The organism is Streptomyces mexicanus (assembly GCF_902506575.1).
GTDB classification, from domain to species: Bacteria; Actinomycetota; Actinomycetes; order Streptomycetales; family Streptomycetaceae; genus Streptomyces; species Streptomyces mexicanus.
Genome location: NZ_LR732544.1, coordinates 1,602,315 through 1,623,588 on the forward strand (window position 1 = coordinate 1,602,315; position 21,274 = coordinate 1,623,588).

Genomic DNA, 21,274 nt, shown 5'->3' on the forward strand with positions numbered 1-21,274 from the left:
GAAGGGGCCCGGAACCGCAACGGTTCCGGGCCCCTTCGCTGTCTGCGCCGACCGGGGGCGAGCGGTGCTCCGCCGCAGGTGGTCGCGTACGCCGCTACCGCAGGAAGTCGCGGGCGATCCGCTCGGCCACCCGCTCCAGGATCGGCCCCGCGTCGGCGATGCACTTCGCCACGTCCGGCTCGGCCTCCGTCAGGGCGTACGCCCGCCGGATGCCGGCCTTGCCCAGCGCCTCCGGGGCCAGCGCCAGCCGCCCGCACACCGCGACGACCTCCCGGCCCGCCGCCCGCGCGGCCGCCGCGACCCCGGCCGGCGCCTTGCCGTGCAGGGTCTGCTCGTCCAGCGAGCCCTCACCGGTGATCACCAGCGAGGCCCACTCCAGCGCCGGCGCGAAGCCCAGCACGTCGAGCATGACCTCGATCCCGGCCCGGAACCGGGCCCCGAGGATCAGCGCCCCGTACCCGATGCCACCCGCGGCCCCGGCGCCCGGGGAGGCGGCGTACTCCGCGGCCTTCGCCCCGATCGCGCCCTCCAGCACCTTCGCGTAGTGCGTGAGCGCCGCGTCCAGCGTCTCGACGTCCTCCGGGGAGGCGCCCTTCTGCGGGCCGTACACCGCCGGGGCGCCCTTCGGCCCGGTCAGCGGGTTGTCGACGTCGCTGGCGAGCACGAACTCCACCGACGACAGCCGCGGGTCCAGGCCGGACAGGTCCGCGTGCGCGAGGTCGGCCAGTCCCCCGCCGCCGGGCGGGATCGGTGCGCCGTCGGCGGTGAGGAACCGCGCGCCCAGCGCGGACAGCATGCCCGCGCCGCCGTCGGTGGTCGCGCTGCCGCCGACCCCGAAGACGATCGTCCGGGCGCCCGCGTCCAGCGCGGCCCGCAGCAGCTCGCCGGAGCCGTACGTGGACGCCGTCAGCGGCGCGAAGACACCCGCGGGCAGCCGCTGCAGGCCGCTGGCCTCCGCCATCTCCACCACCGCCGTGCCGCCGCGCAGCGCGAGCGCGGCCGGCGCCTCGGCGCCGAGGGGGCCGGCGCCCCGTCCCTCGCGGCGTTCGAACCCGGCCGCGACCGCCGCGTCCACGGTCCCGTCGCCGCCGTCGGCCACGGGCAGCGCCTCGACCTCCACGTCCGGTACGACCCGGCGCAGACCGGCCGTCACCCGCTCGGCGACCTGTACGGCCGTCAGCGACCCCTTGAACTTGTCCGCGGCAATCAGCACCCTGCGGGTGCCGTGCACTGCAGCGTCCGCCACCTTGCCATCCCCTTGCTCTCCGGGCCCCGCACGTCAGGGGGCCAGTCGCGCCGCTGCGACCATAACCGGCGACCACCCCCGCCGTCATGCCCCGCCCGCTGGCTGAGAAGCCTGCATGGGGGCCGGGACGTCCGCGGACCAGTGCCCGGGGACCTGCGGCGCGGCGTTCGGGACGTCCGCGGGACGGTGTCCGGGAGCGTGCGGCGCGGCGTTCGGGACGCCCCGGGAAAACCGGGTACACCGCTGCTATGAACCCTGTGGGCACCCGCCCGAACCCCGTGAGCAGCCGAACGGACCTCGCCGACCGCGTCCTCGGCGGCTGGCTCGGCCGGATCGCCGGCAACATGCTCGGCAAGCCGATCGAGCAGGGCGAGGTGTGGACCCGCGACCGCATCGACCGCTACCTGCGGCGGGCCGCCGCGCTGCCGCTCACCGACTACCTCCCCGAGCCGGAGCCGGCCGGCACCGGCCAGGACCTGCCGGAGCTGCGCCCCGAGTGGCGGGCCTGCGTCCGCGGCCGCGTCCACGGCAGCTGCCGCGACGACGACATCGACTACACGATCCTCGGCCTGCACCTGCTGGAGAGGCACGGCTTCGGCTTCAGCACCGAGCAGGTCGGCGACCTGTGGCTGCTGCCCCTGCCCTCCCTGCAGACGTTCCCCGCCGAGCGGGCCGCCTACCGCAACCTGGCGGCCGGTCTGAAACCGCCCCTGACGGCCACCTACGACAACCCGTACCAGGAGTGGATCGGTGCCCTGATCCGCGCCGACATCCACGGCTGGACCAGCCCGGGCGACCCGCGCCGCGCCGCCTCGCTGGCCCGCCGCGACGCGGTGCTGTCCCACACCGGCAACGGCGTGTACGGCGCGATGTGGGCGGCGGCCCTGATCGCGGCCGCGTTCACCGCGGCGGACGTGCGCGCCGCGATCGAGACGGCGCTCACCGTGATCCCCGCGAGCAGCCGCCTGGCCCGCACCGTGCGCCGGGTGGTGACGCTGCACGAGACCCGGCTGCCGTGGGAGGAGACGCTCACCACGCTGGCCGAGGAGACCGGCGGCCTCGGCTGGATCCACACCGTCCCGAACGCCGCCGTCCTCACCGCCGGCCTGCTCTACGGCGACGGCGACTTCACCCGGACCATCGCGCTGACCGTCCGCGGCGGCCTGGACACCGACTCCAACGGCGCGACCGCCGGTTCGGTGGCCGGCGTGCTCACCGGCGCCGAGGCCATCCCGGCCCAGTGGACCGAGCCGCTCCAGGACACGGTGCGCAGCGCGGTGTTCGGCTTCGACGGCGTGCGGATCAGCGAATTGGCGGAACGCACCCTGCGACTGGCTACCCTTCCAGGATGACCACTGCGGACATCCAGGACTACGCCACGTACATCGCCGGCCTGCCCCGCGTCCTCGCCGGGGCCGCCATGCTCTTCCGGGACGCCGAGGGACGGGTGCTGCTCGTCGAGCCCAACTACCGGGAGGGCTGGGCGCTGCCCGGCGGCACCGTCGAGTCGGACGACGGCGAGAGCCCGCGGCAGGGGGCGCGCCGCGAGACGCTGGAGGAGATCGGCCTGGACCGCGAGCCGGGCCGGCTGCTGGCGGTGGACTGGGTGCCCGGCACCGGCCGCCCGCCGCTGGTGGCGTACCTGTACGACGGCGGGACGCTCACCGAGGAGGACCTGAAGGCGATCCGCCTGCAGGAGGAGGAGCTGCTGTCCTGGCGCCTGGTGCCGCGCGAGGACCTGTCCGCGCACCTGCCGGGCGCCCTGGGCCGCCGGGTCCTGGCCGCCCTCGACACCCTCGCCGACGGCGCGGGCACGGCGGAACTGGAGAACGGCCACCGCGTGGGCTGAGCCGCGAGGCGGCGGGGCGGGACATCCGTTCGCCCGGCGCGGCCCCCGCCCCTACCCTCGTGCCCATGGCCAAGCCCCTCGTCGCCCTGCTCAGCGGTGCCGGCGTCTCCACCGACTCCGGCATCCCCGACTACCGCGGCCCGAACGGGCTGTGGCGGCGCGATCCGGAGGCCGAGAAGCTGGTCACCTACGACTTCTACATGAGCGACCCGGAGATCCGGCGCCGCTCGTGGCAGATGCGCCGCCGTACCCACGCGCTGTCCGCCGAGCCGAACGCCGCCCACCGGGCCGTCGCCGAGCTGGAGCGGTCCGGGGTGCCGGTGCGGGTGATCACCCAGAACGTGGACGGGCTGCACCAGCTCGCCGGGATGCCCGCCCGCAAGGTGCTGGAGCTGCACGGCAGCGCCCGTGCCGTGGTGTGCACGCGCTGCCGTGCCCGGACCTCGATGGCGGACGCCCTGGCCCGCGTGGACGCCGGCGAGGACGACCCGCCGTGCCTGGAGTGCGGCGGGATCCTGAAGCCGGCGACGGTGATGTTCGGCGAGCGCCTGGACCCGGTCGTGCTCGGCGAGGCCGTCGCGATCACCCAGGCCTGCCAGGTGTTCGTCGCCGTCGGCCCCAGCCTGCAGGTGCAGCCCGCCGCCGGGCTCGCGGGCGTCGCCGCCGAGCACGGCGCCCGGCTGATCATCGTCAACGCCGAGCCGACGCCGTACGACGACCTGGCCGACGAGGTGATCCGGGAGCCGATCGGTGTCGCCCTGCCGGCGCTGCTGAGCCGGTTGCGGCAGGCCGGTTCCTGACCGGAGCGTGCCGTTCAGCGCGAGGTGCGGCGCTGACCGGGCGCGGTGCCGGGGCGCACGGCGCGGTCCGGCACCGCGGCCGCCGTTTCACCGGTCCTCGGACGTGTGGGGGCCGGTCTGAGGCACCCGCAGGGCGAACCAGCCGACCCGGCGCCCGTACAGCCACACCGCCCCCAGATACAGCCCCGGGCCGACCTGGCGCATCTCGTCGCGCACCCCGCGGGCGGCGAGGGAGGTCCTGGAGTAGTCGATGACGACGCACTCCCGCTCGTCCAGCAGGCTCGGGCCCTTGGAGACCCGGGCCGGGACGGCGAGCACGTCGAACGCGGTGATGCGGTTGCTCAGGTAGCCCTCGGGGGCGAAGACCTTGCCCCGCCACACGGCCGCGCGCACCAGCCGGGCGAGGGCACGGGCGAGGCGGCTGCCGCCCCACCGCACGATGCCGGTGCCCTCCAGCGGGCCGGTGGGGATGTCACCGGCCGGACTCGAGGCGAAGAGTTCCAACAGGCCGTCGTCACCGGCATCGAGCAGGTCGCTCTCGGACAGTGCCACATCGCCCTCCTGGTGGTGCGGAGAAGCGCGCCGCCGGTGGGCCTCGTGGCCGGTCCCGCCCGGTTCGGCGCTCACACCCGCCGGTCCACTCTACGAGCCTGGACCGGCCGGCCGCCTCACACCACCGCTGCGGAGCCGTCGGAGGGAGCGGACGCGCCGGGCACGCGCGGGGGCGCGCCGCGCCCGGCCGGGGACGGGAAGAGGGCCGCTCCCCGCTCGAAGTCCAGCAGGTGCCGCTTGCGGTGCAGGCCGCCGCCGTAGCCGGTCAGGCTGCCGTCGGAGCCGACGACGCGGTGGCAGGGGACGATGATGCCGATGGGGTTGCGTCCGTTGGCCAGGCCGACCGCGCGGGAGGCGGCGGGGTTGCCGAGGTCCTCGGCGAGCCGGCTGTAGGTGCGCGTCTCGCCGTAGGGGATCCGGCGCAGCCGGTCCCACACGCGGCGCTGGAACGGCGTGCCGTTCAGCCGCAGTGCGACGGTGAACTCCGTCAGCTCGCCCGCGAAGTAGGCGGCCAGTTGCTCCTCCGTCTCCCCGAACGGGGCGGGGTCGCGTTCGCCGAAGGTCTCTTCCGGCGGGCGGTGGCGCTGGTCGGTCATGTACAGGCCGCACAGGACGCCGTCCTCGGCGACGAGGGTGAGCGGACCGCACGGGCTGTCGACGACGGTGTGCTGCTTCATGGAACGCACCTCACACGGGAAGGAAGTTGATCGGGTGGCTGTCCGTGGCCCACAGGTACTGCACCGCGTACGCCCGCCACGGACGCCAGGCCGCCGCCCGCGCGGTCAGCGCGGCCGGGGTGGCGGGCAGGCCGAGGTCGCGGGCGGCGCGCCGGATGCCGAGGTCGGTGGGGAGGAAGGCGTCGGGGTCTCCGAGGGCGCGCATGGCGATGACGTCGACCGTCCAGGGGCCGAAGCCGGGCAGCTGAAGGAGGCGGGCGCGGGTCTCCTGCCAGTCGCTGTCGACGCCCAGGCGGAGGGTGCCGTCGGCGAGGTGGCCGACCAGCGTGGTGAACGTGGTGCGCCGGGTGCGGGGCATCGCCAGGGACGCCGGGTCGAGCGCGGCCAGCGCCCCGGCGGCGGGGAAGAGGTGGGTGAGGCCGCCCTCGGGGTCGTCGACCGGGTCGCCGTGCGCGGTGACCAGGCGGGCGGCGTGGGTGCGGGCGGCGGCCGTGGACACCTGCTGGCCCAGCACCGCCCGCACGGCGAACTCGGCCTCGTCCACCGTGCGGGGCACGCGCCGGCCGGGGGCCTTGTCCACCAGGGGCGCGAGGACCGGGTCGGTGCGCAGCTGGTCGTCGACGGCCACCGGGTCGGCGTCCAGGTCGAGCAGGCGCCGGCAGCGGGTGATGGCGACGGGCAGGTCGCGTACGTCGCTCAGGGTCAGGCGGCAGGCGATGTGGTCCGGTTGCGGGGTGAGGGCGACGATGCCGTGGCCGTAGGGCAGGCGCAGGGTGCGCCGGTAGGCGCCGTCCCGCCATTCCTCCACGCCGGGCACGGCGGTCGCCGCGAGGTGGCCGAAGAGGTTGTCCGGGTTGAGCGGGGCGCGGAAGGGCAGCCGCAGGGACAGGGCTGTGGGCGTGCCGGCCGGAGATGTGCCGGTCGGGGATGTGGCAGGCGCGGTGGGCTGCCGCGGGGTGCGGCGGGCGCGCAGGGCGGTCGGGGCGAGGGCGTAGACCTCGCGCACGGTGTCGTTGAAGGCGCGGACGGAGGCGAAACCGGCGGCGAAGGCGATCTCGGCCATCGGCAGGGCGGTGGTCTCGATCAGCAGCCGGGCGGTCTGGGCGCGCTGGGCGCGGGCGAGCGCGAGCGGTCCGGCGCCGAGTTCGGCCAGCAGCTGGCGTTCGATCTGGCGGGTGCTGTAGCCGAGGCGGGGGGCCAGGCCCGGCACGCCCCCGCGGGCCACGACGCCGGCGGCGGTCAGCCGCATGGCGCGGGCGACGAGGTCGGCGCGCTGGTTCCACTCCGGTGAGCCGGGGCTGGTGTCGGGGCGGCAGCGCTTGCAGGCCCGGAAGCCGGCCTGCTGGCAGGCGGCGGCGCTCGGGTGGAAGACCATGTTCTGCGGTTTGGGCGGCACCACCGGGCAGCTGGGCCGGCAGTAGATGCCTGTGGTCAGGACGGCGGTGAAGAACCAGCCGTCGAAGCGCGCGTCCTTGGACCGGACGGCGCGCAGACAGCGTTCCCGGTCGGTGTGCATCCCGTTCTGCATGCTTCCAGCATCGGGCATCCGGGCGGCCCGGTCTGGCAGGAATCCGACATCGACCTGGCGGACGCTGGGACCTCGCGGATCGCCGTCGTCAGGAGCGCCCGGGCGCGGACGCGGTGCCGGGTGTGCCGGCGGGTGCGGGTCAGCCGGCCGCGGCGGCGAAGGCGGCGTAGGAGCGCTCGTCGAAGAGCACGAAGACGACCTCCTCGACCCGGGTGTCCGTGGCGCGCACCGTCGCCACCGCGATCCGGGCGGCGTCCGGCAGCGGCCAGCGGTAGACGCCGGTGGAGATCGCCGGGAAGGCCACGGTGCGGGCACCCAGGTCGTCGGCGACCCGGAGGGACTCGCGGTAGCAGGAGGCCAGCAGGTGCGAGCGGTCCTCGGTGGCGCTGTGCACGGGGCCGACGGTGTGGATGACCCAGCGGGCGTCCAGCTCGCCCGCCGTGGTGGCGACGGCCTGTCCGGTGGGCAGGCCCTTGCCGTACCTGGAGGCGCGCAGGGCGCGGCATTCCTGGAGGATCGCGGGGCCGCCGCGGCGGTGGATGGCGCCGTCCACTCCTCCGCCGCCGAGCAGCGAGGAGTTGGCGGCGTTGACGATGGCGTCGGCGCGCTGCCGGGTGATGTCGCCCTGGACGAGCCTGATGGCCGGGGTCATGTCTGGCGCAGCCTCCTCCAGACGGCCTTCGCCGCGTTGTGTCCCGACATGCCGTGCACGCCGGGGCCGGGCGGGGTGGCCGACGAGCAGATGAAGACGGCCGGGTGCGCGGTGCGGTAGGGGAACAGGGAGGGTCTGGGGCGCAGCAGGACCTGCAGGCCCGTGACCGCGCCGGTGGCGATGTCGCCGCCGACGTAGTTGGCGTTGCGGGCGGCGAGTTCGGGCGGCCCCGCGGTGGCACGGGCCAGGACGCGGTCGCGGAACCCCGGGGCGAACCGCTCCAGTTGGCGTTCGATCGCGTCGGTGAGGTCGCCGTCCCAGCCGCTGGGGACATGGCCGTAGGCCCAGAAGACGTGTTTGCCGGCGGGGGCGCGGGTGGGGTCGACGACGCTGGGCTGGACGGTGATGAGGAAGGGTCTGTCGGGGGCGCGGCCCTCGCGGGAGGCGGCCCGCAGCGCGGCACCGATCTCGGCGCTGTCCGCCCCGATCTGCACGGTGCCGGCGCGGCGGGGTGCCTCCGCGGCCCAGGGGACCGGCCCGTCCAGCGCGTAGTCGATCTTGAACGCGCCGGGGCCGTACCGGTAGCGGTCGTAGGAGCGGCCGAGGCCGGCGATGCGGGCGAGCGCGGTGGGCGAGGTGTCGAAGACGTACGCGCGCGCGGGCGGCAGGTCGTCCAGGCGCTTGACCTCGAAGTCGGTGTGCACGGCGCCGCCGAGGTCCTTCAGGTACGCGGCGAGCGCGTCGGAGATCGCCTGCGAGCCGCCGCGGGCCAGGGGCCAGCCGCGGGCGTGCGCGGCCAGCGCGAAGACCAGGCCGATCGCGCCGGTGGCGAAGGTGCCGAGGGGGGCCATGACGTGGGCGACGAGACCGGCGAAGAGGGTCTTGGCCCGCTCGCCGGAGAAGCGGCGCATCAGCCAGGTGGAGGGGGGCAGGCCGGCCAGGCCGAAGCGGGCGAGGGTGACCGGGTCGCGGGGCAGCGCGGTCAGCGGCAGCGACATGAAGTCCCGCACCAGCGTGTCCCAGCGGGGCAGGAACGGCTCGACCAGCCTGCGGTAGGCACCGGCGTCGCGCGGTCCGAAGGAGGCGGCCGTCTCGGCGACGGACCGGGCGAGCACCGCCGCGGTGCCGTCAGGGAAGGGGTGCGCCATGGGCAGCTCGGGGTGCAGCCAGCGCAGGCCGTAGCGGTCCAGGGGCAGGGCGCGGAAGGCGGGTGAGTTGACGGCGAGGGGATGCGCGGCCGAGCAGGGGTCGTGCCGGAAGCCGGGCAGGGTGAGTTCCTCGGTGCGGGCGCCGCCGCCCACGGTGGAGCGCGCCTCGAACACGGCCACGGAGAAGCCCCGGCGGGCCAGCTCCACGGCGGCGGTCAGTCCGTTCGGTCCCGCACCCACCACGACCGCATCGAGCATCGACGGCACCTTCGGACCCCTTCTCAGCCGATGGTCACTCGGGGTCAGGATATGCCGCGGCACCGACAGCCCGGCACGCCGCCGGTCACCGCCCGCCGGGGCTTCTCCGTGGCCGTGTTCGAGGCGCGCTCCACCGGAGCACGGTTCATGAGCCCCACCAAGAAGCAGCACCTCTCTCTCGGCGGTGTCGTGGTCGCCACCGCCCTGCCGTACTACGAGGACGCCTCCGCACCGGCGGGGCCGGCCCGGGGCCACGACCGGGGCGCCGGGCACCGCCCCCGGGCGGGCGGCAACGGCCGGCACGGGCGCGGGACGGACGGGGCGCCGGGCGCGGTGGCCGCGTAACGGCGCCTGTACGCAGTGAGTTGGCCCTTCCGCCGCACAGGTACTCGTGTGAAACTGTCGTCCCGTCCGCACTGCGGACACCCCCGCCTTGTTCGTCCCCCACACGAGAAGTGCGCCGTGCGTGATCTTCCCCTGCCGCTCGCGCTGACCGCGCGGCTCAGCCCGGTCCTCGTCGTCGCCTGCGCGGGCTGGGCGCTCACCTCCGGGCCGTTCGCGCCGCCGCCCGCGCAGCAGCATGCCGCCGGGCAGCAGACCGACGGCACCGGCACCCGGTCGTCGTCCGCGTCCACGTCGCCGACGGCTCCCTCCCCGTCATCGTCCGCCACGGCGATGACGTACACCTCCGCCCCGGCGCCCTGCGCCGCGATCCCGCAGAAGACGGTCACCTCCCTGGTGCCGAAGGCGAAGACGGCGGGCAAGGAGATCCCGTCGACGGACACCCGGCTGCGCCGCACCTGCTCCTGGAACGCGCTCGACGGCTACGACTACCGCTGGCTCGACGTGTCCTTCGAGATCATGCGGTCCGAGGCGGCGGCGCGAACGTCGTACCAGCAGCGGACCGCGGAGAAGAGCGGCGGCGGGGCGGTGCCCGGGCTCGGCGACTCCGCGTACTCCCAGGTCGGCCTGACCACCGAGGACAAGCAGCAGACCCGTGAGGGCACGGTCCTGGTGCGCGCCGCCAACGCGCTGGTCGTCGTCACCTACAGCGGCAGCGACTTCGACACGGGCAAGGCACCCGGCACCGACGAGATCAACAAGGGCGCCATCCAGGCCGCCCGGGCCGCGGTGGCCGCGCTGGAGGGCGGCCGGCAGAGCTGACCGGCCGCCCCGTGCGCGCCGCCGCCGGCTCAGGCGGCGGCCCGTCCGGTGTGTGCCGCCGGGTCAGGGGCGGCCCGTTCCCGGTGCCGGGGCAGCGCCGCCGTCAGCAGCAGGTACACCACCAGCGAGGTGCCCAGGCCCACCGCCCAGCCGTAGTCGGCGAGGGACCGCAGGGCCGGGATCGGCCTGCCGTCGATGATCGGGTGGAAGTCCGCGCCGCCGACGGCCAGGACGCCGCCCGCCAGGAAGGCCGCCACCGCCCGCCCGTTCCAGCCGGCCGCGTACCAGTAGCGCCCGCCCCTGCGGTACAGGTCCACCAGGTCCAGCCGGGAGCGCCGCAGGATCCAGTAGTCGGCGATGAGGATGCCCGCCACCGTGCCGAGCAGTCCGCCGACCAGGCCGAGCCAGGTGAAGATGTAGCCCTGCGGGTCGGCGTACAGCTTCCACGGGCAGATGACCACGGCGAGCACGGCCGTGATCAGGGCGCCGGTGCGGAAACTCACCTTGCGCGGGGCGATGTTGGAGAAGTCGAACGCCGGGGAGACCAGGTTGGCCGCGATGTTCACCGACAAGGTGGCGACCAGGACGGTCACCAGCGCGTACAGCAGACCGACCACGTTGTCCGTCTTGGCCGCCAGCTGCACCGGGTCCCACACGGGTGTGCCGTAGACGGCCTGCGAGCCGGAGGTGACCAGCACCGAGAGGAACGCGAACAGGGTCATGGTCGTGGGCAGGCCGAGGGCCTGGCCCCGCGTCTGCGCGCGCTGGCTGCGTCCGTAGCGGGTGAAGTCCGGGATGTTCAGCGACAGCGTGGACCAGAAGCCGATCATGCCCATCAGCGACGGCGCGAACAGCTTCCAGAAGTCCGCTCCCCAGCCCAGCTTCGACGGCTGGTCGAACAGCGGGCCCAGACCGCCGGCCCTGCTGCTCATCCACCCCAGCATCACGAACGCGCCCACCAGCACGAAGGGGGCCGCCCAGTTCTCGAACCGGCGGATCGTCTCCATGCCCCGGTAGATGATCGCGACCTGGATCACCCAGAAGATCGCGAACGACAGCCACATGGTCCACGCGTGGCCGCCGACCTCGGCGGCGTTCGCCCAGCTGTCGCCGATCAGCTTCCCGGCGAGGAAGTAGATCGCCTCGCCGCCGATCCAGGTCTGGATGCCGAACCAGCCGCACGCCACCAACGCCCGTACGACCGCGGGCAGGTTGGCCCCGCGCACCCCGAAGGAGGCGCGGGCGAACACCGGGAAGGGAATGCCGTACTTGGGTCCCGCGTGGCCGGTGAGCAGCATCGGGACCAGCACGATCAGATTGGCCAGGGCGATGGTGAACACCGCCTGCTTCCAGTCCATGCCGACGGCGATCAGGCCGGAGGCCAGGGTCCAGGAGGCCGTGTTGTGGGCCATGCCGACCCACAGCGCGCAGAAGTTGTACGTCGTCCAGGTGCGCCGGGCCGCGGGCACCGGCAGCAGGTCGGCGTTGGCGTGCGGGCCGCCGGGCGCGGGAGTGCCGGGGGCCAGCTCCACCCGCCCGTCGGGGAGGGTGACCTGGCGGGTGGGCGGTACGCCGGGGGGAGCGGTGTCGGTCATGGCAGCCCAATCGGTGGACCGGATCAGGAGGTGACGACGCGGCCGGAGCGGCGCCGGTCAGGAGTCGGCGACGCGGACGGACCGGCGCCGGTCAGGCGTTGACGACGGGGACGGACCGGCGTCGGTCAGGCGTTGACGACGGGGATGACCTGCTCGCCGTACGCGTCGATCACGGCTTCCTGCGCGTCGTGCATGTCGTACACGGCGAACTGGTCGACACCCAGCTCGCGCAGCGCGGTCAGCTTCTCGATGTGCTTCTCGACCGGCCCGATCAGGCAGAACCGGTCGACGATCGCGTCGGGCACGAACGCGGTGTCGGGGTTGCCGGTGCGTCCGTGGTGGGCGTAGTCGTAGCCCTGGCGGGCCTTGATGTAGTCGGTGAGGGCGTCGGGGACGGCGCCGGAGTGCTCGCCGTAGCGGGCGACCAGGTCGGCGACGTGGTTGCCGACCATCCCGCCGAACCAGCGGCACTGCTCGCGGGCGTGGGCGAGCGCGCCGGGCGAGTCGTCGGCGGTGACGTATGCCGGGGCGGCGACGCACACGGTCACCTCGGCCGGGTCGCGTCCGGCGGCCGCCGCCGCGTCCTTGACGGCCTTGACCATGTACTCGGTGAGGTACAGGTCGGCGAGTTGGAGGATGAAGCCGTCGGCCTCCTCGCCGGCCGTCTTCAGGGCCCTGGGCCCGTAGGCGGCCATCCACACCGGGAGTTTCGCGCCGGGCCTGACCCACGGGAACTTCACCACCGTGCCGCCGCCGAGGTCGGCCTCCTCCCCCGCGGCCAGCGCCCGGATGACCTTCATGGCCTCGCTGATGCGGGCCAGGGTGTGGGGTTTGCGGCCGGCCACGCGCATCGCGGAGTCGCCGCGGCCGATGCCGCACACGGTCCGGTTGCCGAACATGTCGTTGAGGGTGGCGAAGGTGGAGGCGGTGACCTCCCAGGTGCGGGTGCCGGGGTTGGTGACCATCGGCCCGACCGTCAGGTGCTCGGTCGCCGCGAGGATCTGACTGTAGATCACGAACGGCTCCTGCCACAGCACCGCGGAGTCGAAGGTCCAGCCGTAGCGGAAGCCGTTGCGTTCGGCGCGCTGCATCAGGCTGACGACGCGCGAGGCCGGCGGGTCGGTCTGCAGGACGAGTCCGAAGTCCATGGGCGGCGCTCCTAGGGGAGGTACTGGCAGGTGGAGCGCGGGGTGTAGACACCGTGACCGGCGCGTCCGGTGTACTCCCGCTCGGTGATGACGAACTCGCCGCGCGAGAGCACGGTCTCGACGCGGCCGGTCACATGCTTGCCCTCGTAGGCCGAGTAGTCGACGTTCATGTGGTGGGTCGCCGCGGACATCACCTGCTCGGCGCGGGGGTCGTAGATGACGACGTCGGCGTCGGCGCCGGGGGCGATGGTGCCCTTCTTCGGGTACAGGCCGAACATGCGGGCCGGGGTGGCGCAGGCGATCTCGATCCAGCGGCGGCGGGTGAGGTGCCCGTCCACGACGGCCTGGTGGAGCAGGTCCATGCGGTTCTCCACGCCCGGCATGCCGTTGGGGATCTTGGAGAAGTCGCCGCGGCCCAGCTCCTTCTGGCCGGCGAAGCAGAAGGGGCAGTGGTCGGTGGAGACCACCTGCAGGTCGTTGGTGCGCAGCGCCTGCCACAGGGCCGCCTGGTGGTCCCTCGGGCGCAGGGGTGTGCTGCACACGTATTTCGCGCCCTCGAAGTCCGGTTCGGCGAGGTTGTCGGTGGACAGGAACAGGTACTGCGGGCAGGTCTCGCCGAACACGTTCAGGCCCTCGTCGCGGGCGCGGGCCAGTTCGGCGACCGCCTCGCGCGCCGAGACGTGCACGATGTACAGCGGCGCGCCCGCGACCTGCGCGAGCCGGATCGCGCGGTGGGTGGCCTCGGCCTCCAGCAGCGCTTTGCGGACCTCGCCGTGGTAGCGGGGGTCGGTCTCGCCGCGGGCGAGGGCCTGTTCGACCAGGACGTCGATGGCGATGCCGTTCTCGGCGTGCATCATGATCAGCCCGCCGTTGTCGGCGGCGCGCTGCATGGCGCGCAGGATCTGCCCGTCGTCGCTGTAGAAGACCCCCGGGTAGGCCATGAACTGCTTGAAGGAGGTCACACCCTCCTCCACCAGCAGGTCCATCTCCTTCAGCGTCTCGGCGTTCACGTCCGAGACGATCATGTGGAAGCCGTAGTCGATGGCGCAGGTGCCCTCGGCCTTGGCGTGCCAGGCGTCCAGGCCCTCGCGCAGGGTGTGGCCGACGGTCTGGATGGCGAAGTCGACGATGGTGGTGGTGCCGCCCCAGGCCGCGGCCCGGGTGCCGGTCTCGAAGGTGTCGGAGGCGTAGGTGCCGCCGAAGGGCATCTCCATGTGGGTGTGGCCGTCGACGCCGCCCGGGATGACGTACTTGCCGGTGGCGTCGATGGTCCGGTCGGCGGTGAACGCCTCGGCGGCCGGGGTGTGGGAGGCGGCGAGTGCGGCGATCCGGCCGTCCTCGATCAGGACGTCGGCGTGCATCTCGTCGGCGGCGGTGATGACGAGACCGCCGCGGATGACGGTACGGCTGCTCATGGTCCCTCCTGCCTGGTCGGCGAATCCGTCAGGGCGCGGTCAGCGGCGTGTACGCGCCCGGGGCGCGGTCGCGGTAGAACTGCCAGCGGTCGCGTACCAGGCGCAGCTTGGCCAGGTCCAGGTCGCGCACGACGAGTTCGGGTTCCTTGTCGCCGGCCACCTGGCCGACGAACTGCGCCTCGGGGTCCACGAAGTAGGAGGTGCCGTAGAAGTCGTTGTCGCCGTACTCCTCGACGCCGACCCGGTTGATGGCGCCGACGAAGTACTCGTTGGCGACGGCCGCCGCCGGCTGCTCCAGCTGCCACAGGTAGCCGGACAGGCCGCGGGAGGTGGCCGAGGGGTTGAACACCAGCTCGGCGCCGGCCAGGCCCAGGGCGCGCCAGCCCTCGGGGAAGTGGCGGTCGTAGCAGATGTAGACGCCGACCTTGCCGACGGCCGTGTCGAAGACGGGCCAGCCGCTGTTGCCGGGGCGGAAGTAGAACTTCTCCCAGAACCCCTTGACCTGCGGGATGTGGGTCTTGCGGTACTTGCCGAGGTAGGAGCCGTCGGCGTCGATGACGGCGGCGGTGTTGTAGAGGACGCCGGGCTGCTCCTCCTCGTACATCGGCAGGATCAGGACGATGCCCAGTTCCCGGGCGAGGTCCTGGAAGCGCCGCACGATGGGCCCTTCGGGGATCCGCTCGGCGTAGTCGTAGAAGGCGGGGTCCTGCACCTGGCAGAAGTAGGGACCGTAGAACAGCTCCTGGAAGCACAGGATCCGGGCGCCTTGCGCGGCCGCGTCCCGGGCTGCCTGCTCATGGACCTGGATCATGGATTCCTTGTCGCCGGTCCAGGCGGTCTGGAAGAGGGCGGCGCGGATCACTCGGCTCATCGGGGACCTCCGCTCGTTCTCGGGTGCGGGGTGGTGCGTGTCGTGGCGGTGAGCGTAGGGAGCCGGGCGGGCGGCTTTCAGGGGCACGGGGTCACCTCCGCGGGGGGGCGGCGTGCCACGGTGTCACGGCTGCTGCGCGTCGTGCGCGAGCAGGGCGATGTGGACGGAGGCGGCCTGCTCGAAGTCGTCGAGGTCCACCCCGAGGCGGGTCTGTATCGCCTCCAGGCGGCGGTAGAGCGCCGGGCGGGAGACGTGGTGGAGCTGGGCGGTGCGGGACTTGTTGCGGCCGGTGGCCAGGTAGGTGCGCAGTACGTTCAGCAGCTCGGCGTCGGCGCCGCCCAGCAACCCGTCCAGCTCGCGCTCGGCGAAGGACTGCACGTGCGGGTCGTCGCGCAGCAGCCGGACCAGGCCGCGCAGGTGGACGTCCTTCAGGCGGACGACCGCCGGGAGGTCGAGCGCGCGGGCCGAGCCGGCCAGCGCGTCGGCGACGTGCCGGGCCTCGCGCAGCCCGGCGGGCACGTCGTCCCAGGTGCGCGACCCGGCGGCGGCCACGACCGTGCGCCGCTGTCCGGGCTCGGCGCGCAGCCGGGCCGCGAAGTGCGCGGTGAGCGCGTCGGCGTCCTGGTCGTGGGCGAGGCTGAGCAGCACGGCGACATGGCCGTCGCCCAGCTGTGCGCCCAGCCCGGGCAGGCCCAGCAGCCGCAGCAGCCGGTCGAGGGCGGCGCTCTCGCCGCCGGGGACGACCAGCGGCACGAAGGTGCGGCGGCCCACCGGCAGTCCGGCCGCCCGGGCCCGCGGCAGCAGCTGCCGGGCGGGGACGGCACCGCCGGCGAGGTCGGTCGGCAGGCTCTGCGCGGACTGCTCCTCCCAGGAGCCGGCGGCGCCGCCGAGCAGGCGGTGCAGCACCAGCGCCTCGGCGGCCCGGTCGGCCAGCAGCCGCCCGGTGGCGGCGTCGCCGCGATACCCGCACAGCACGAGCCGGCCCCACCGCTCCCCGCGTCCGCCCAGCTCGGCGTGGATCCAGCCGTCGCCCTCGCTGCCCGCCCCCGTGCCCGAACGGCCCGGGCGGTGCCCCCATGCCTGCCGGGCGATGCGCTCCCAGTCGCGCAGCACGTCGTCCACCGCCGAGCGCTCCCCCGCCGTGGCCAGCACGCGGTGGGCGAGGTTGGTGAGCACGACGGGACAGCCGGCGTGCCGGGCGATCTCGTCCAGCAGCGCCTGCAGCGGGGCACCGGCGGTGATCAGCGCGGTGAGCGCGGTGCGGACGGTCTCGGAGAGGCTGACGGAGGCGTACTTGCGCCGCACCAGCCGGGACTGGACCTCCTCGGTCAGTTCGGCGAAGGGGAACGGCCGGTGCAGGCCCACCAGCGGCAGCCCGCCCCGCTCGGCGGCCCGCCGCATCACCTCCGGCGGCCGGGGGAACGCCCGCCCCCGGCCCAGGACCACGGCCGCGGCCTCCGCCCGGTGCAGGGGGCGGATGTAGGCGGCCTGCTTGTCCTCGCCCCCGGCGAGCAGCACTCCGGTGGTGAGGCCCATCTCGCCGCCGCTGAGCATCACACCGACGTCCGCGGCCTCGGCGACGTGCACCCAGCGCACGGGCCGGTCCAGGTGGTCGGCCCCGGCCACCACCTCGGGCTCCCCGGCGAGCACCCTCTCCAGGGCGAGCACCTGCCGCACGGACAGGGCGGCCTCGGGCGGGGGCCGGTGAGAGGTCGGTCCGAGGCGGTGGTCATGAGCAGCGCCCCCTTGGTCGGCTGATGGTGCCCGCGCGCTCCTCAGCTGGCGGCGCGCAGCGCGGGTTCGAGGATCGCGGCGCCCTCCTCGGCCTCCGCCACGGTCAGTGACAGCGGCGGGGCGATGCGCAGGGCGCTGGTGTCGTGGCCGCCGCCCTTGCCGATGAGCAAGCCGCCCTCGCGGGCCGCCTCCAGCACCGCCGCGGCGGCCTGCGGGTCGGCCTCGTCGGTGCCCGGCCTGGTCAGCTCCACGCCGATCATCAGGCCACGCCCGCGCACCTCCCGCACGCCGGGCAGCTGGGCGGCGACGGCCCGCAGCCGCTCGATGAGCAGCCCGCCCACCCGCCGGGCGTTGCCCTGCAGATCGTGTTCGAGCAGGTAGTTCAGGTTCGCCAGGCCCGCGGCCATGGTGATCTGGGTGCCGCCGAAGGTGGAGATGCTGTTGGCGTCCAGGCAGTTCATGATCTCGGCGCGGGCGACGACGCCGCCGATGGACATGCCGTTGCCGATGCCCTTGGCGAAGGTGAGGATGTCCGGCGGCCCGCTGCGGGCGTGCGCCTGCCAGCCCCAGAAGTGGTCGCCGGTGCGGCCCCAGCCGGTCTGCACCTCGTCGCTGATCCACAGGATGCCGTGGTCCTTGAGCACCTCCCGGAAGGCGGCGTACAGGCCGTCGGGCGGGGAGGTGAAGCCGCCGACGCCCTGGACGGGCTCGGCGATCAGCGCGGCGGGCGGGCGAGTGTGGCCGAGCAGGTCCTTCAGGTCCGCGACGCAGGCCGCGGTGAACTCCGCGTCGCTCAGGTGCGCGAACGGCCCGCGGGGGCGCACGCCGCCGTGGACGTACAGCGTCTGCAGCGGGGACAGGGAGGTCGGGGACCAGCCGCGGTTGCCGGTGATGCCGACAGCGCTGAAGGAGCGGCCGTGGTAGCTGTTGCGCATGGCCAGGATCGTGTTGCTGCGGCGGTACGTCGTGGCCAGCAGCAGCGCGGTGTCGTTCGCCTCGGTGCCGGAGGTGGTGAAGAACACCCGCGCGTCCGGGATGCCGCTCAACTGGGCGATCCGCTCGGCCAGTTCGACCATCGGCCGGTTGAGGTAGAGGGTGGAGGAGTGGATGATCCGCCCGGCCTGCTCGCTGACCGCCTTGGTGACCTCGGGCAGTGCGTGCGCGGTCAGGGTGGTCAGGATGCCGCCGAAGAAGTCCAGGTAGCGCCGGCCGTCGGCGCCCCAGACATGGCGGCCCTCACCGTGGGTGATCTCCAGCGGGTCCTCGTAGTAGAGCGCGAGCCAGTCGGGCAGGACGGCGCGGTGCCGGTCGTACAGATCGTTCACCAGCTGCTCCTTCGGCGTACGTCAGAGCCGTCTCCTCTACGCCCGTAGAACAGGCCTAGAGGCACGAACGTAAGCCTCCCGGGCGGGCTTGCCAAGACCATCGTCGTGAACCCGCTGAGTCGATCGTGTTTCGCACTCCGTTGGGCGAGCGCCGAAGGCTGTCGGCCGCGCCTCACACCTCCGCGGGCGCGCAGCGCCCCACCAGCTCGTCCATGGACAGGCCGAGGGCCCGGGCCAGGGCGGCGACGGTGAAGAACGCCGGGGTCGGGGCGCGACCCGTCTCGATCTTGCGCAGGGTCTCGGCGGAGATGCCGGCGCTCGCCGCGATCTCCGTCATGCTGCGCTCGCCGCGCGCCTCGCGCAGCAGCCGCCCGAGCCGCTCGCCGCGCTCGCGCTCTTCCGGGGTGAGGGGGTTGCGTACCACGCCCGCCAGTCTACCGGCAGACCGTTATTCTCGTACCGGTACAGTTATTGGCATCGTGGAGCCGAGGGGCCGGCGCCCCGGTCGATGCGCGGTGCGAGGCCGGCCGGGTCCTCCCCGGCGGCGGCCGGACCCCGCGGACGGACGACGGCTCGCGGGGAACACACAGGGGTGCGGGGCGGCGGACGACCGCTTGCGGAGCGGCGTCCGCCGGGCGGCCCGAGGTCCCCGGCCCGCAGGCGCCCGGGGTGCCCGCAGCAGCCGTACGTGTCATCGTTGCATGAGCGCAGCTCACCCGGTTACCCGTCGGGAGCCAGTCGTCAGCGAAGGAACGGAACACGATGACCAGCGGCTTCATCGGCCCGGAGGGCGACCCCTTCGGCGAATTCTTCGCCCGCTTCTTCGGCGGATCGCGCCCCGGTCCCCGGCAGGTCGACATCGGCCGGCTGCTCAGCCAGCCCGCCCGGGAGCTGGTCCGGGGCGCGGCGCAGTACGCCGCCGACCACGGCAGCCGGGACCTGGACACCGAGCACCTGCTGCGGGCCGCGCTCGCCACCGAGCCGACCCGCAGCCTGCTCAGCCGGGCGGGCGCGGACCCCGACTCCCTCGCCTCGCAGATCGACGAGCGCTCCGGTCCCGTCCAGCACCCGCCGGGCGAGGGCCCCGCGCCGACCTCGCTGTCCCTGACCCCGGCGGTCAAGCGGGCCCTGCTCGACGCGCACGACATGGCGCGGGCCAGCGGGGCCGGCTACATCGGCCCGGAGCACGTGCTCAGCGCGCTGGCCGCCAACCCCGACTCCGCCGCCGGGCACATCCTGAACGCGGCCCGGTTCGCGGCCTCCGGCCTGCCCGCGGAGCCCGCGGAGAGCGCCGCGCCGGCCCGGCCCGAGCGGCAGCGGCCCACCGGCACGCCCACCCTGGACAAGTACGGGCGCGACCTGACCGACCTGGCCCGGCAGGGGCGCATCGACCCGGTGATCGGGCGGGACGACGAGATCGAGCAGACCATCGAGGTGCTGTCCCGGCGGGGCAAGAACAACCCGGTGCTGATCGGTGACGCGGGCGTGGGCAAGACCGCCATCGTGGAGGGGCTCGCCCAGCGCATCGCCGACGGCGATGTGCCCGATGTGCTCATCGGCCGCCGGGTCGTCGCCCTGGACCTGACCGGCGTGGTCGCGGGCACCCGCTACCGGGGCGACTTCGAGGAGCGCCTGAACACCATCGTCACCGAGATCCGCACCCACTCCGAGCAGCTGATCGTGTTCATCGACGAGCTGCACACCGTGGTCGGCGCCGGCGGGGGCGGCGAGGGCGGCTCGATGGACGCGGGCAACATCCTCAAGCCCGCCCTGGCCCGCGGCGAGCTGCACATCGTGGGCGCCACCACGCTGGAGGAGTTCCGGCGGATCGAGAAGGACGCGGCGCTGGCCCGGCGGTTCCAGCCGATCCTGGTGCCCGAGCCGTCCGTCCCGGACACCCTGGAGATCCTGCGCGGGCTGCGCGACCGCTACGAGGCCCACCACCAGGTCCGTTACACCGACGAGGCGCTGGTGGCCGCCGTGGAGCTGTCCGACCGGTATCTGACCGACCGGCGGCTGCCCGACAAGGCGATCGACCTGATCGACCAGGCGGGCGCCCGGGTCAAGTTGCGCGCCCGCACCAAGGGCACCGACGTACGGGCCATGGAGCGCGAGGTCGAGCAGCTCACCCTGGACAAGGACCAGGCGGTCGCGGACGAACAGTACGAGCAGGCCACGCAGTTGCGCGACCGCATCACCGAGCTGAAGCAGCGGATCGCCGAGGCCGGACGGGACGGCGAGGCGGACGAGGGCCAGAACCTGGAGGTCACCGCCGAGGCCATCGCCGAGGTGGTGTCCCGGCAGACCGGCATCCCGGTCAGCAGCCTCACCCAGGAGGAGAAGGAGCGGCTGCTGGGCCTGGAGGAGCATCTGCACCGGCGGGTGGTCGGCCAGGACGAGGCGGTGGCCGTGGTCTCCGACGCCGTGCTGCGCTCCCGGGCGGGCCTGGCGAGCCCCCACCGGCCCATCGGCAGCTTCCTGTTCCTCGGCCCGACCGGCGTGGGCAAGACCGAGCTGGCGCGGGCGCTGGCCGAGTCGCTGTTCGGCAGCGAGGACCGCATGGTCCGTCTGGACATGAGCGAGTACCAGGAACGGCACACCGTCAGCCGGCTGGTGGGCGCCCCGCCCGGCTACGTCGGCCACGAGGAGGCCGGCCAGCTCACCGAGGTGGTGCGCCGCCACCCGTACTCGCTGCTGCTGCTGGACGAGGTGGAAAAGGCCCACCCGGACGTCTTCAACATCCTGCTGCAGGTGCTCGACGACGGGCGGCTGACCGACTCCCAGGGCCGCACCGTGGACTTCACCAACACCGTCATCGTGATGACCAGCAACCTCGGTTCGGAGGCCATCACCCGGCGCGGCGCGGGCATCGGCTTCGGCCCGGGCGGCGCGGACGCGGACGAGGAGGCGCGGCGCGAGCAGATCCTGCGACCACTGCGGGAGCACTTCCGGCCCGAGTTCCTCAACCGCATCGACGAGATCGTGGTGTTCCGGCAGCTCACCACCGAACAGCTGCGGCAGATCACCGACCTGGAGCTGGAGAAGACCCGCCGGCTGCTGCACGCCCAGGGTGTCGCCGTGGAGTTCACCGACGCGGCCGTGGACTGGCTCGCCCAGCGCGGCTACCAGCCGGAGTACGGGGCCCGGCCGCTGCGCCGCACCATCCAGCGCGAGGTGGACAACCAGCTCTCGCGGCTGCTGCTGGACGGCCGGGTCGGTTCGGGCAGCCGGGTCACGGTGGACGTGGCCGAGGGCCGGCTGGTGTTCCGCACCGAGGACCGGGAGCCGTCGGCCGCGCCCCTGGAGTGACAG

Annotated in this window: 19 protein-coding genes; 6 read left to right on the plus strand and 13 right to left on the minus strand. The window is 74.1% G+C overall.

The features are described 5' to 3' along the window. Positions 1–94: 94 nt before the first annotated feature. A complete protein-coding gene (locus GV126_RS07210; RefSeq protein WP_159673419.1) occupies positions 95–1,213 on the minus strand; it encodes a glycerate kinase in 1,119 nt (372 codons plus the stop codon). 281 nt (positions 1,214–1,494) lie between these two features. Between GV126_RS07210 and GV126_RS07215 the strand changes: the two genes are divergently transcribed. From GV126_RS07215 to GV126_RS07225, 3 genes are all read left to right on the plus strand, one after another. Further along, complete coding sequence (locus tag GV126_RS07215) at positions 1,495–2,598, plus strand: ADP-ribosylglycohydrolase family protein (protein ID WP_159663722.1); 1,104 nt, start codon at positions 1,495–1,497, stop codon at positions 2,596–2,598. Beyond that, entirely contained in the window at positions 2,595–3,095 is a 501-nt protein-coding gene (locus tag GV126_RS07220) for an NUDIX domain-containing protein (RefSeq protein WP_159663724.1), read from the plus strand. Before GV126_RS07215 ends, GV126_RS07220 begins: the two co-directional genes overlap by 4 nt. A 65-nt stretch (positions 3,096–3,160) precedes the next feature. Further along, entirely contained in the window at positions 3,161–3,895 is a 735-nt protein-coding gene (locus GV126_RS07225; RefSeq protein WP_159663726.1) for an SIR2 family NAD-dependent protein deacylase, read from the plus strand. An 87-nt stretch (positions 3,896–3,982) separates the two neighbouring features. Here GV126_RS07225 and GV126_RS07230 read toward each other — a convergent pair whose 3' ends face one another. From GV126_RS07230 to GV126_RS07250, 5 genes are all read right to left on the minus strand, one after another. Further along, the gene (locus tag GV126_RS07230) at positions 3,983–4,447 is read right to left on the minus strand and encodes a hypothetical protein (protein ID WP_159663728.1); all 465 of its coding nucleotides are present in this window, start codon (positions 4,445–4,447) and stop codon (positions 3,983–3,985) included. A 116-nt stretch (positions 4,448–4,563) separates the two neighbouring features. Continuing rightward, entirely contained in the window at positions 4,564–5,124 is a 561-nt protein-coding gene (locus GV126_RS07235; RefSeq protein ID WP_159663730.1) for a methylated-DNA--[protein]-cysteine S-methyltransferase, read from the minus strand. 10 nt (positions 5,125–5,134) lie between these two features. Beyond that, positions 5,135–6,652 carry an AlkA N-terminal domain-containing protein gene (locus GV126_RS07240; RefSeq protein WP_159663732.1) on the minus strand — a complete coding sequence of 506 codons (1,518 nt, stop codon included), beginning with the start codon at positions 6,650–6,652 and terminating at the stop codon, positions 5,135–5,137. A gap of 139 nt (positions 6,653–6,791) precedes the next feature. Beyond that, on the minus strand, positions 6,792–7,304 hold the full coding sequence (locus GV126_RS07245) for an O-acetyl-ADP-ribose deacetylase (RefSeq protein WP_159663735.1): 513 nt from the start codon (positions 7,302–7,304) through the stop codon (positions 6,792–6,794). After that, positions 7,301–8,710, minus strand: coding sequence for a phytoene desaturase family protein (locus GV126_RS07250; protein ID WP_159663737.1), 1,410 nt, complete (start codon positions 8,708–8,710; stop codon positions 7,301–7,303). Before GV126_RS07250 ends, GV126_RS07245 begins: the two co-directional genes overlap by 4 nt. A gap of 51 nt (positions 8,711–8,761) precedes the next feature. Between GV126_RS07250 and GV126_RS07255 the strand changes: the two genes are divergently transcribed. Continuing rightward, positions 8,762–9,055: a hypothetical protein gene (locus GV126_RS07255; RefSeq protein ID WP_159663739.1), complete on the plus strand. Its 294-nt coding sequence runs from the start codon at positions 8,762–8,764 to the stop codon at positions 9,053–9,055. A gap of 117 nt (positions 9,056–9,172) precedes the next feature. After that, positions 9,173–9,874: a hypothetical protein gene (locus GV126_RS07260; RefSeq protein WP_159663741.1), complete on the plus strand. Its 702-nt coding sequence runs from the start codon at positions 9,173–9,175 to the stop codon at positions 9,872–9,874. 29 nt (positions 9,875–9,903) lie between these two features. Here GV126_RS07260 and GV126_RS07265 read toward each other — a convergent pair whose 3' ends face one another. The 7 genes from GV126_RS07265 to GV126_RS07295 form a co-directional block, all read right to left on the minus strand. After that, on the minus strand, positions 9,904–11,469 hold the full coding sequence (locus GV126_RS07265; RefSeq protein WP_236569913.1) for an NCS1 family nucleobase:cation symporter-1: 1,566 nt from the start codon (positions 11,467–11,469) through the stop codon (positions 9,904–9,906). Between the two features lie 125 nt (positions 11,470–11,594). After that, entirely contained in the window at positions 11,595–12,617 is a 1,023-nt protein-coding gene (locus GV126_RS07270) for a TIGR03842 family LLM class F420-dependent oxidoreductase (protein ID WP_159663743.1), read from the minus strand. Between the two features lie 11 nt (positions 12,618–12,628). Then, the gene (gene hydA, locus GV126_RS07275) at positions 12,629–14,032 is read right to left on the minus strand and encodes a dihydropyrimidinase (RefSeq protein ID WP_159663745.1); all 1,404 of its coding nucleotides are present in this window, start codon (positions 14,030–14,032) and stop codon (positions 12,629–12,631) included. A gap of 28 nt (positions 14,033–14,060) precedes the next feature. Continuing rightward, positions 14,061–14,903, minus strand: a complete 843-nt coding sequence (locus tag GV126_RS07280) for a nitrilase-related carbon-nitrogen hydrolase (RefSeq protein ID WP_159663747.1) — start codon at positions 14,901–14,903, stop codon at positions 14,061–14,063. Between the two features lie 123 nt (positions 14,904–15,026). Then, positions 15,027–16,586: a PucR family transcriptional regulator gene (locus GV126_RS07285; RefSeq protein ID WP_438947872.1), complete on the minus strand. Its 1,560-nt coding sequence runs from the start codon at positions 16,584–16,586 to the stop codon at positions 15,027–15,029. Between the two features lie 92 nt (positions 16,587–16,678). Further along, positions 16,679–17,962, minus strand: a complete 1,284-nt coding sequence (locus GV126_RS07290; RefSeq protein WP_159663749.1) for an aspartate aminotransferase family protein — start codon at positions 17,960–17,962, stop codon at positions 16,679–16,681. Positions 17,963–18,134: 172 nt separating this feature from the next. After that, a complete protein-coding gene (locus GV126_RS07295; RefSeq protein ID WP_159663751.1) occupies positions 18,135–18,386 on the minus strand; it encodes a helix-turn-helix domain-containing protein in 252 nt (83 codons plus the stop codon). Between the two features lie 338 nt (positions 18,387–18,724). Between GV126_RS07295 and GV126_RS07300 the strand changes: the two genes are divergently transcribed. Next, positions 18,725–21,271 carry an ATP-dependent Clp protease ATP-binding subunit gene (locus GV126_RS07300; RefSeq protein WP_159663753.1) on the plus strand — a complete coding sequence of 849 codons (2,547 nt, stop codon included), beginning with the start codon at positions 18,725–18,727 and terminating at the stop codon, positions 21,269–21,271. The last annotated feature ends 3 nt before the right edge of the window (positions 21,272–21,274 follow it).

What these genes read in the sequence shown, in the direction of transcription:
- GV126_RS07215 (WP_159663722.1), top strand. Translation starts at nt 1,495, where the DNA reads ATGAACCCTGTGGGCACCCGCCCGAACCCCGTGAGCAGCCGAACGGAC.
- GV126_RS07220 (WP_159663724.1), top strand. Translation starts at nt 2,595, where the DNA reads ATGACCACTGCGGACATCCAGGACTACGCCACGTACATCGCCGGCCTG.
- GV126_RS07225 (WP_159663726.1), top strand. Translation starts at nt 3,161, where the DNA reads ATGGCCAAGCCCCTCGTCGCCCTGCTCAGCGGTGCCGGCGTCTCCACC.
- GV126_RS07235 (WP_159663730.1), bottom strand. Translation starts at nt 5,124, where the DNA reads ATGAAGCAGCACACCGTCGTCGACAGCCCGTGCGGTCCGCTCACCCTC.
- GV126_RS07240 (WP_159663732.1), bottom strand. Translation starts at nt 6,652, where the DNA reads ATGCAGAACGGGATGCACACCGACCGGGAACGCTGTCTGCGCGCCGTC.
- GV126_RS07245 (WP_159663735.1), bottom strand. Translation starts at nt 7,304, where the DNA reads ATGACCCCGGCCATCAGGCTCGTCCAGGGCGACATCACCCGGCAGCGC.
- GV126_RS07250 (WP_159663737.1), bottom strand. Translation starts at nt 8,710, where the DNA reads ATGCTCGATGCGGTCGTGGTGGGTGCGGGACCGAACGGACTGACCGCC.
- GV126_RS07255 (WP_159663739.1), top strand. Translation starts at nt 8,762, where the DNA reads ATGCCGCGGCACCGACAGCCCGGCACGCCGCCGGTCACCGCCCGCCGG.
- GV126_RS07265 (WP_236569913.1), bottom strand. Translation starts at nt 11,469, where the DNA reads ATGACCGACACCGCTCCCCCCGGCGTACCGCCCACCCGCCAGGTCACC.
- GV126_RS07270 (WP_159663743.1), bottom strand. Translation starts at nt 12,617, where the DNA reads ATGGACTTCGGACTCGTCCTGCAGACCGACCCGCCGGCCTCGCGCGTC.
- hydA (WP_159663745.1), bottom strand. Translation starts at nt 14,032, where the DNA reads ATGAGCAGCCGTACCGTCATCCGCGGCGGTCTCGTCATCACCGCCGCC.
- GV126_RS07280 (WP_159663747.1), bottom strand. Translation starts at nt 14,903, where the DNA reads ATGAGCCGAGTGATCCGCGCCGCCCTCTTCCAGACCGCCTGGACCGGC.
- GV126_RS07300 (WP_159663753.1), top strand. Translation starts at nt 18,725, where the DNA reads ATGACCAGCGGCTTCATCGGCCCGGAGGGCGACCCCTTCGGCGAATTC.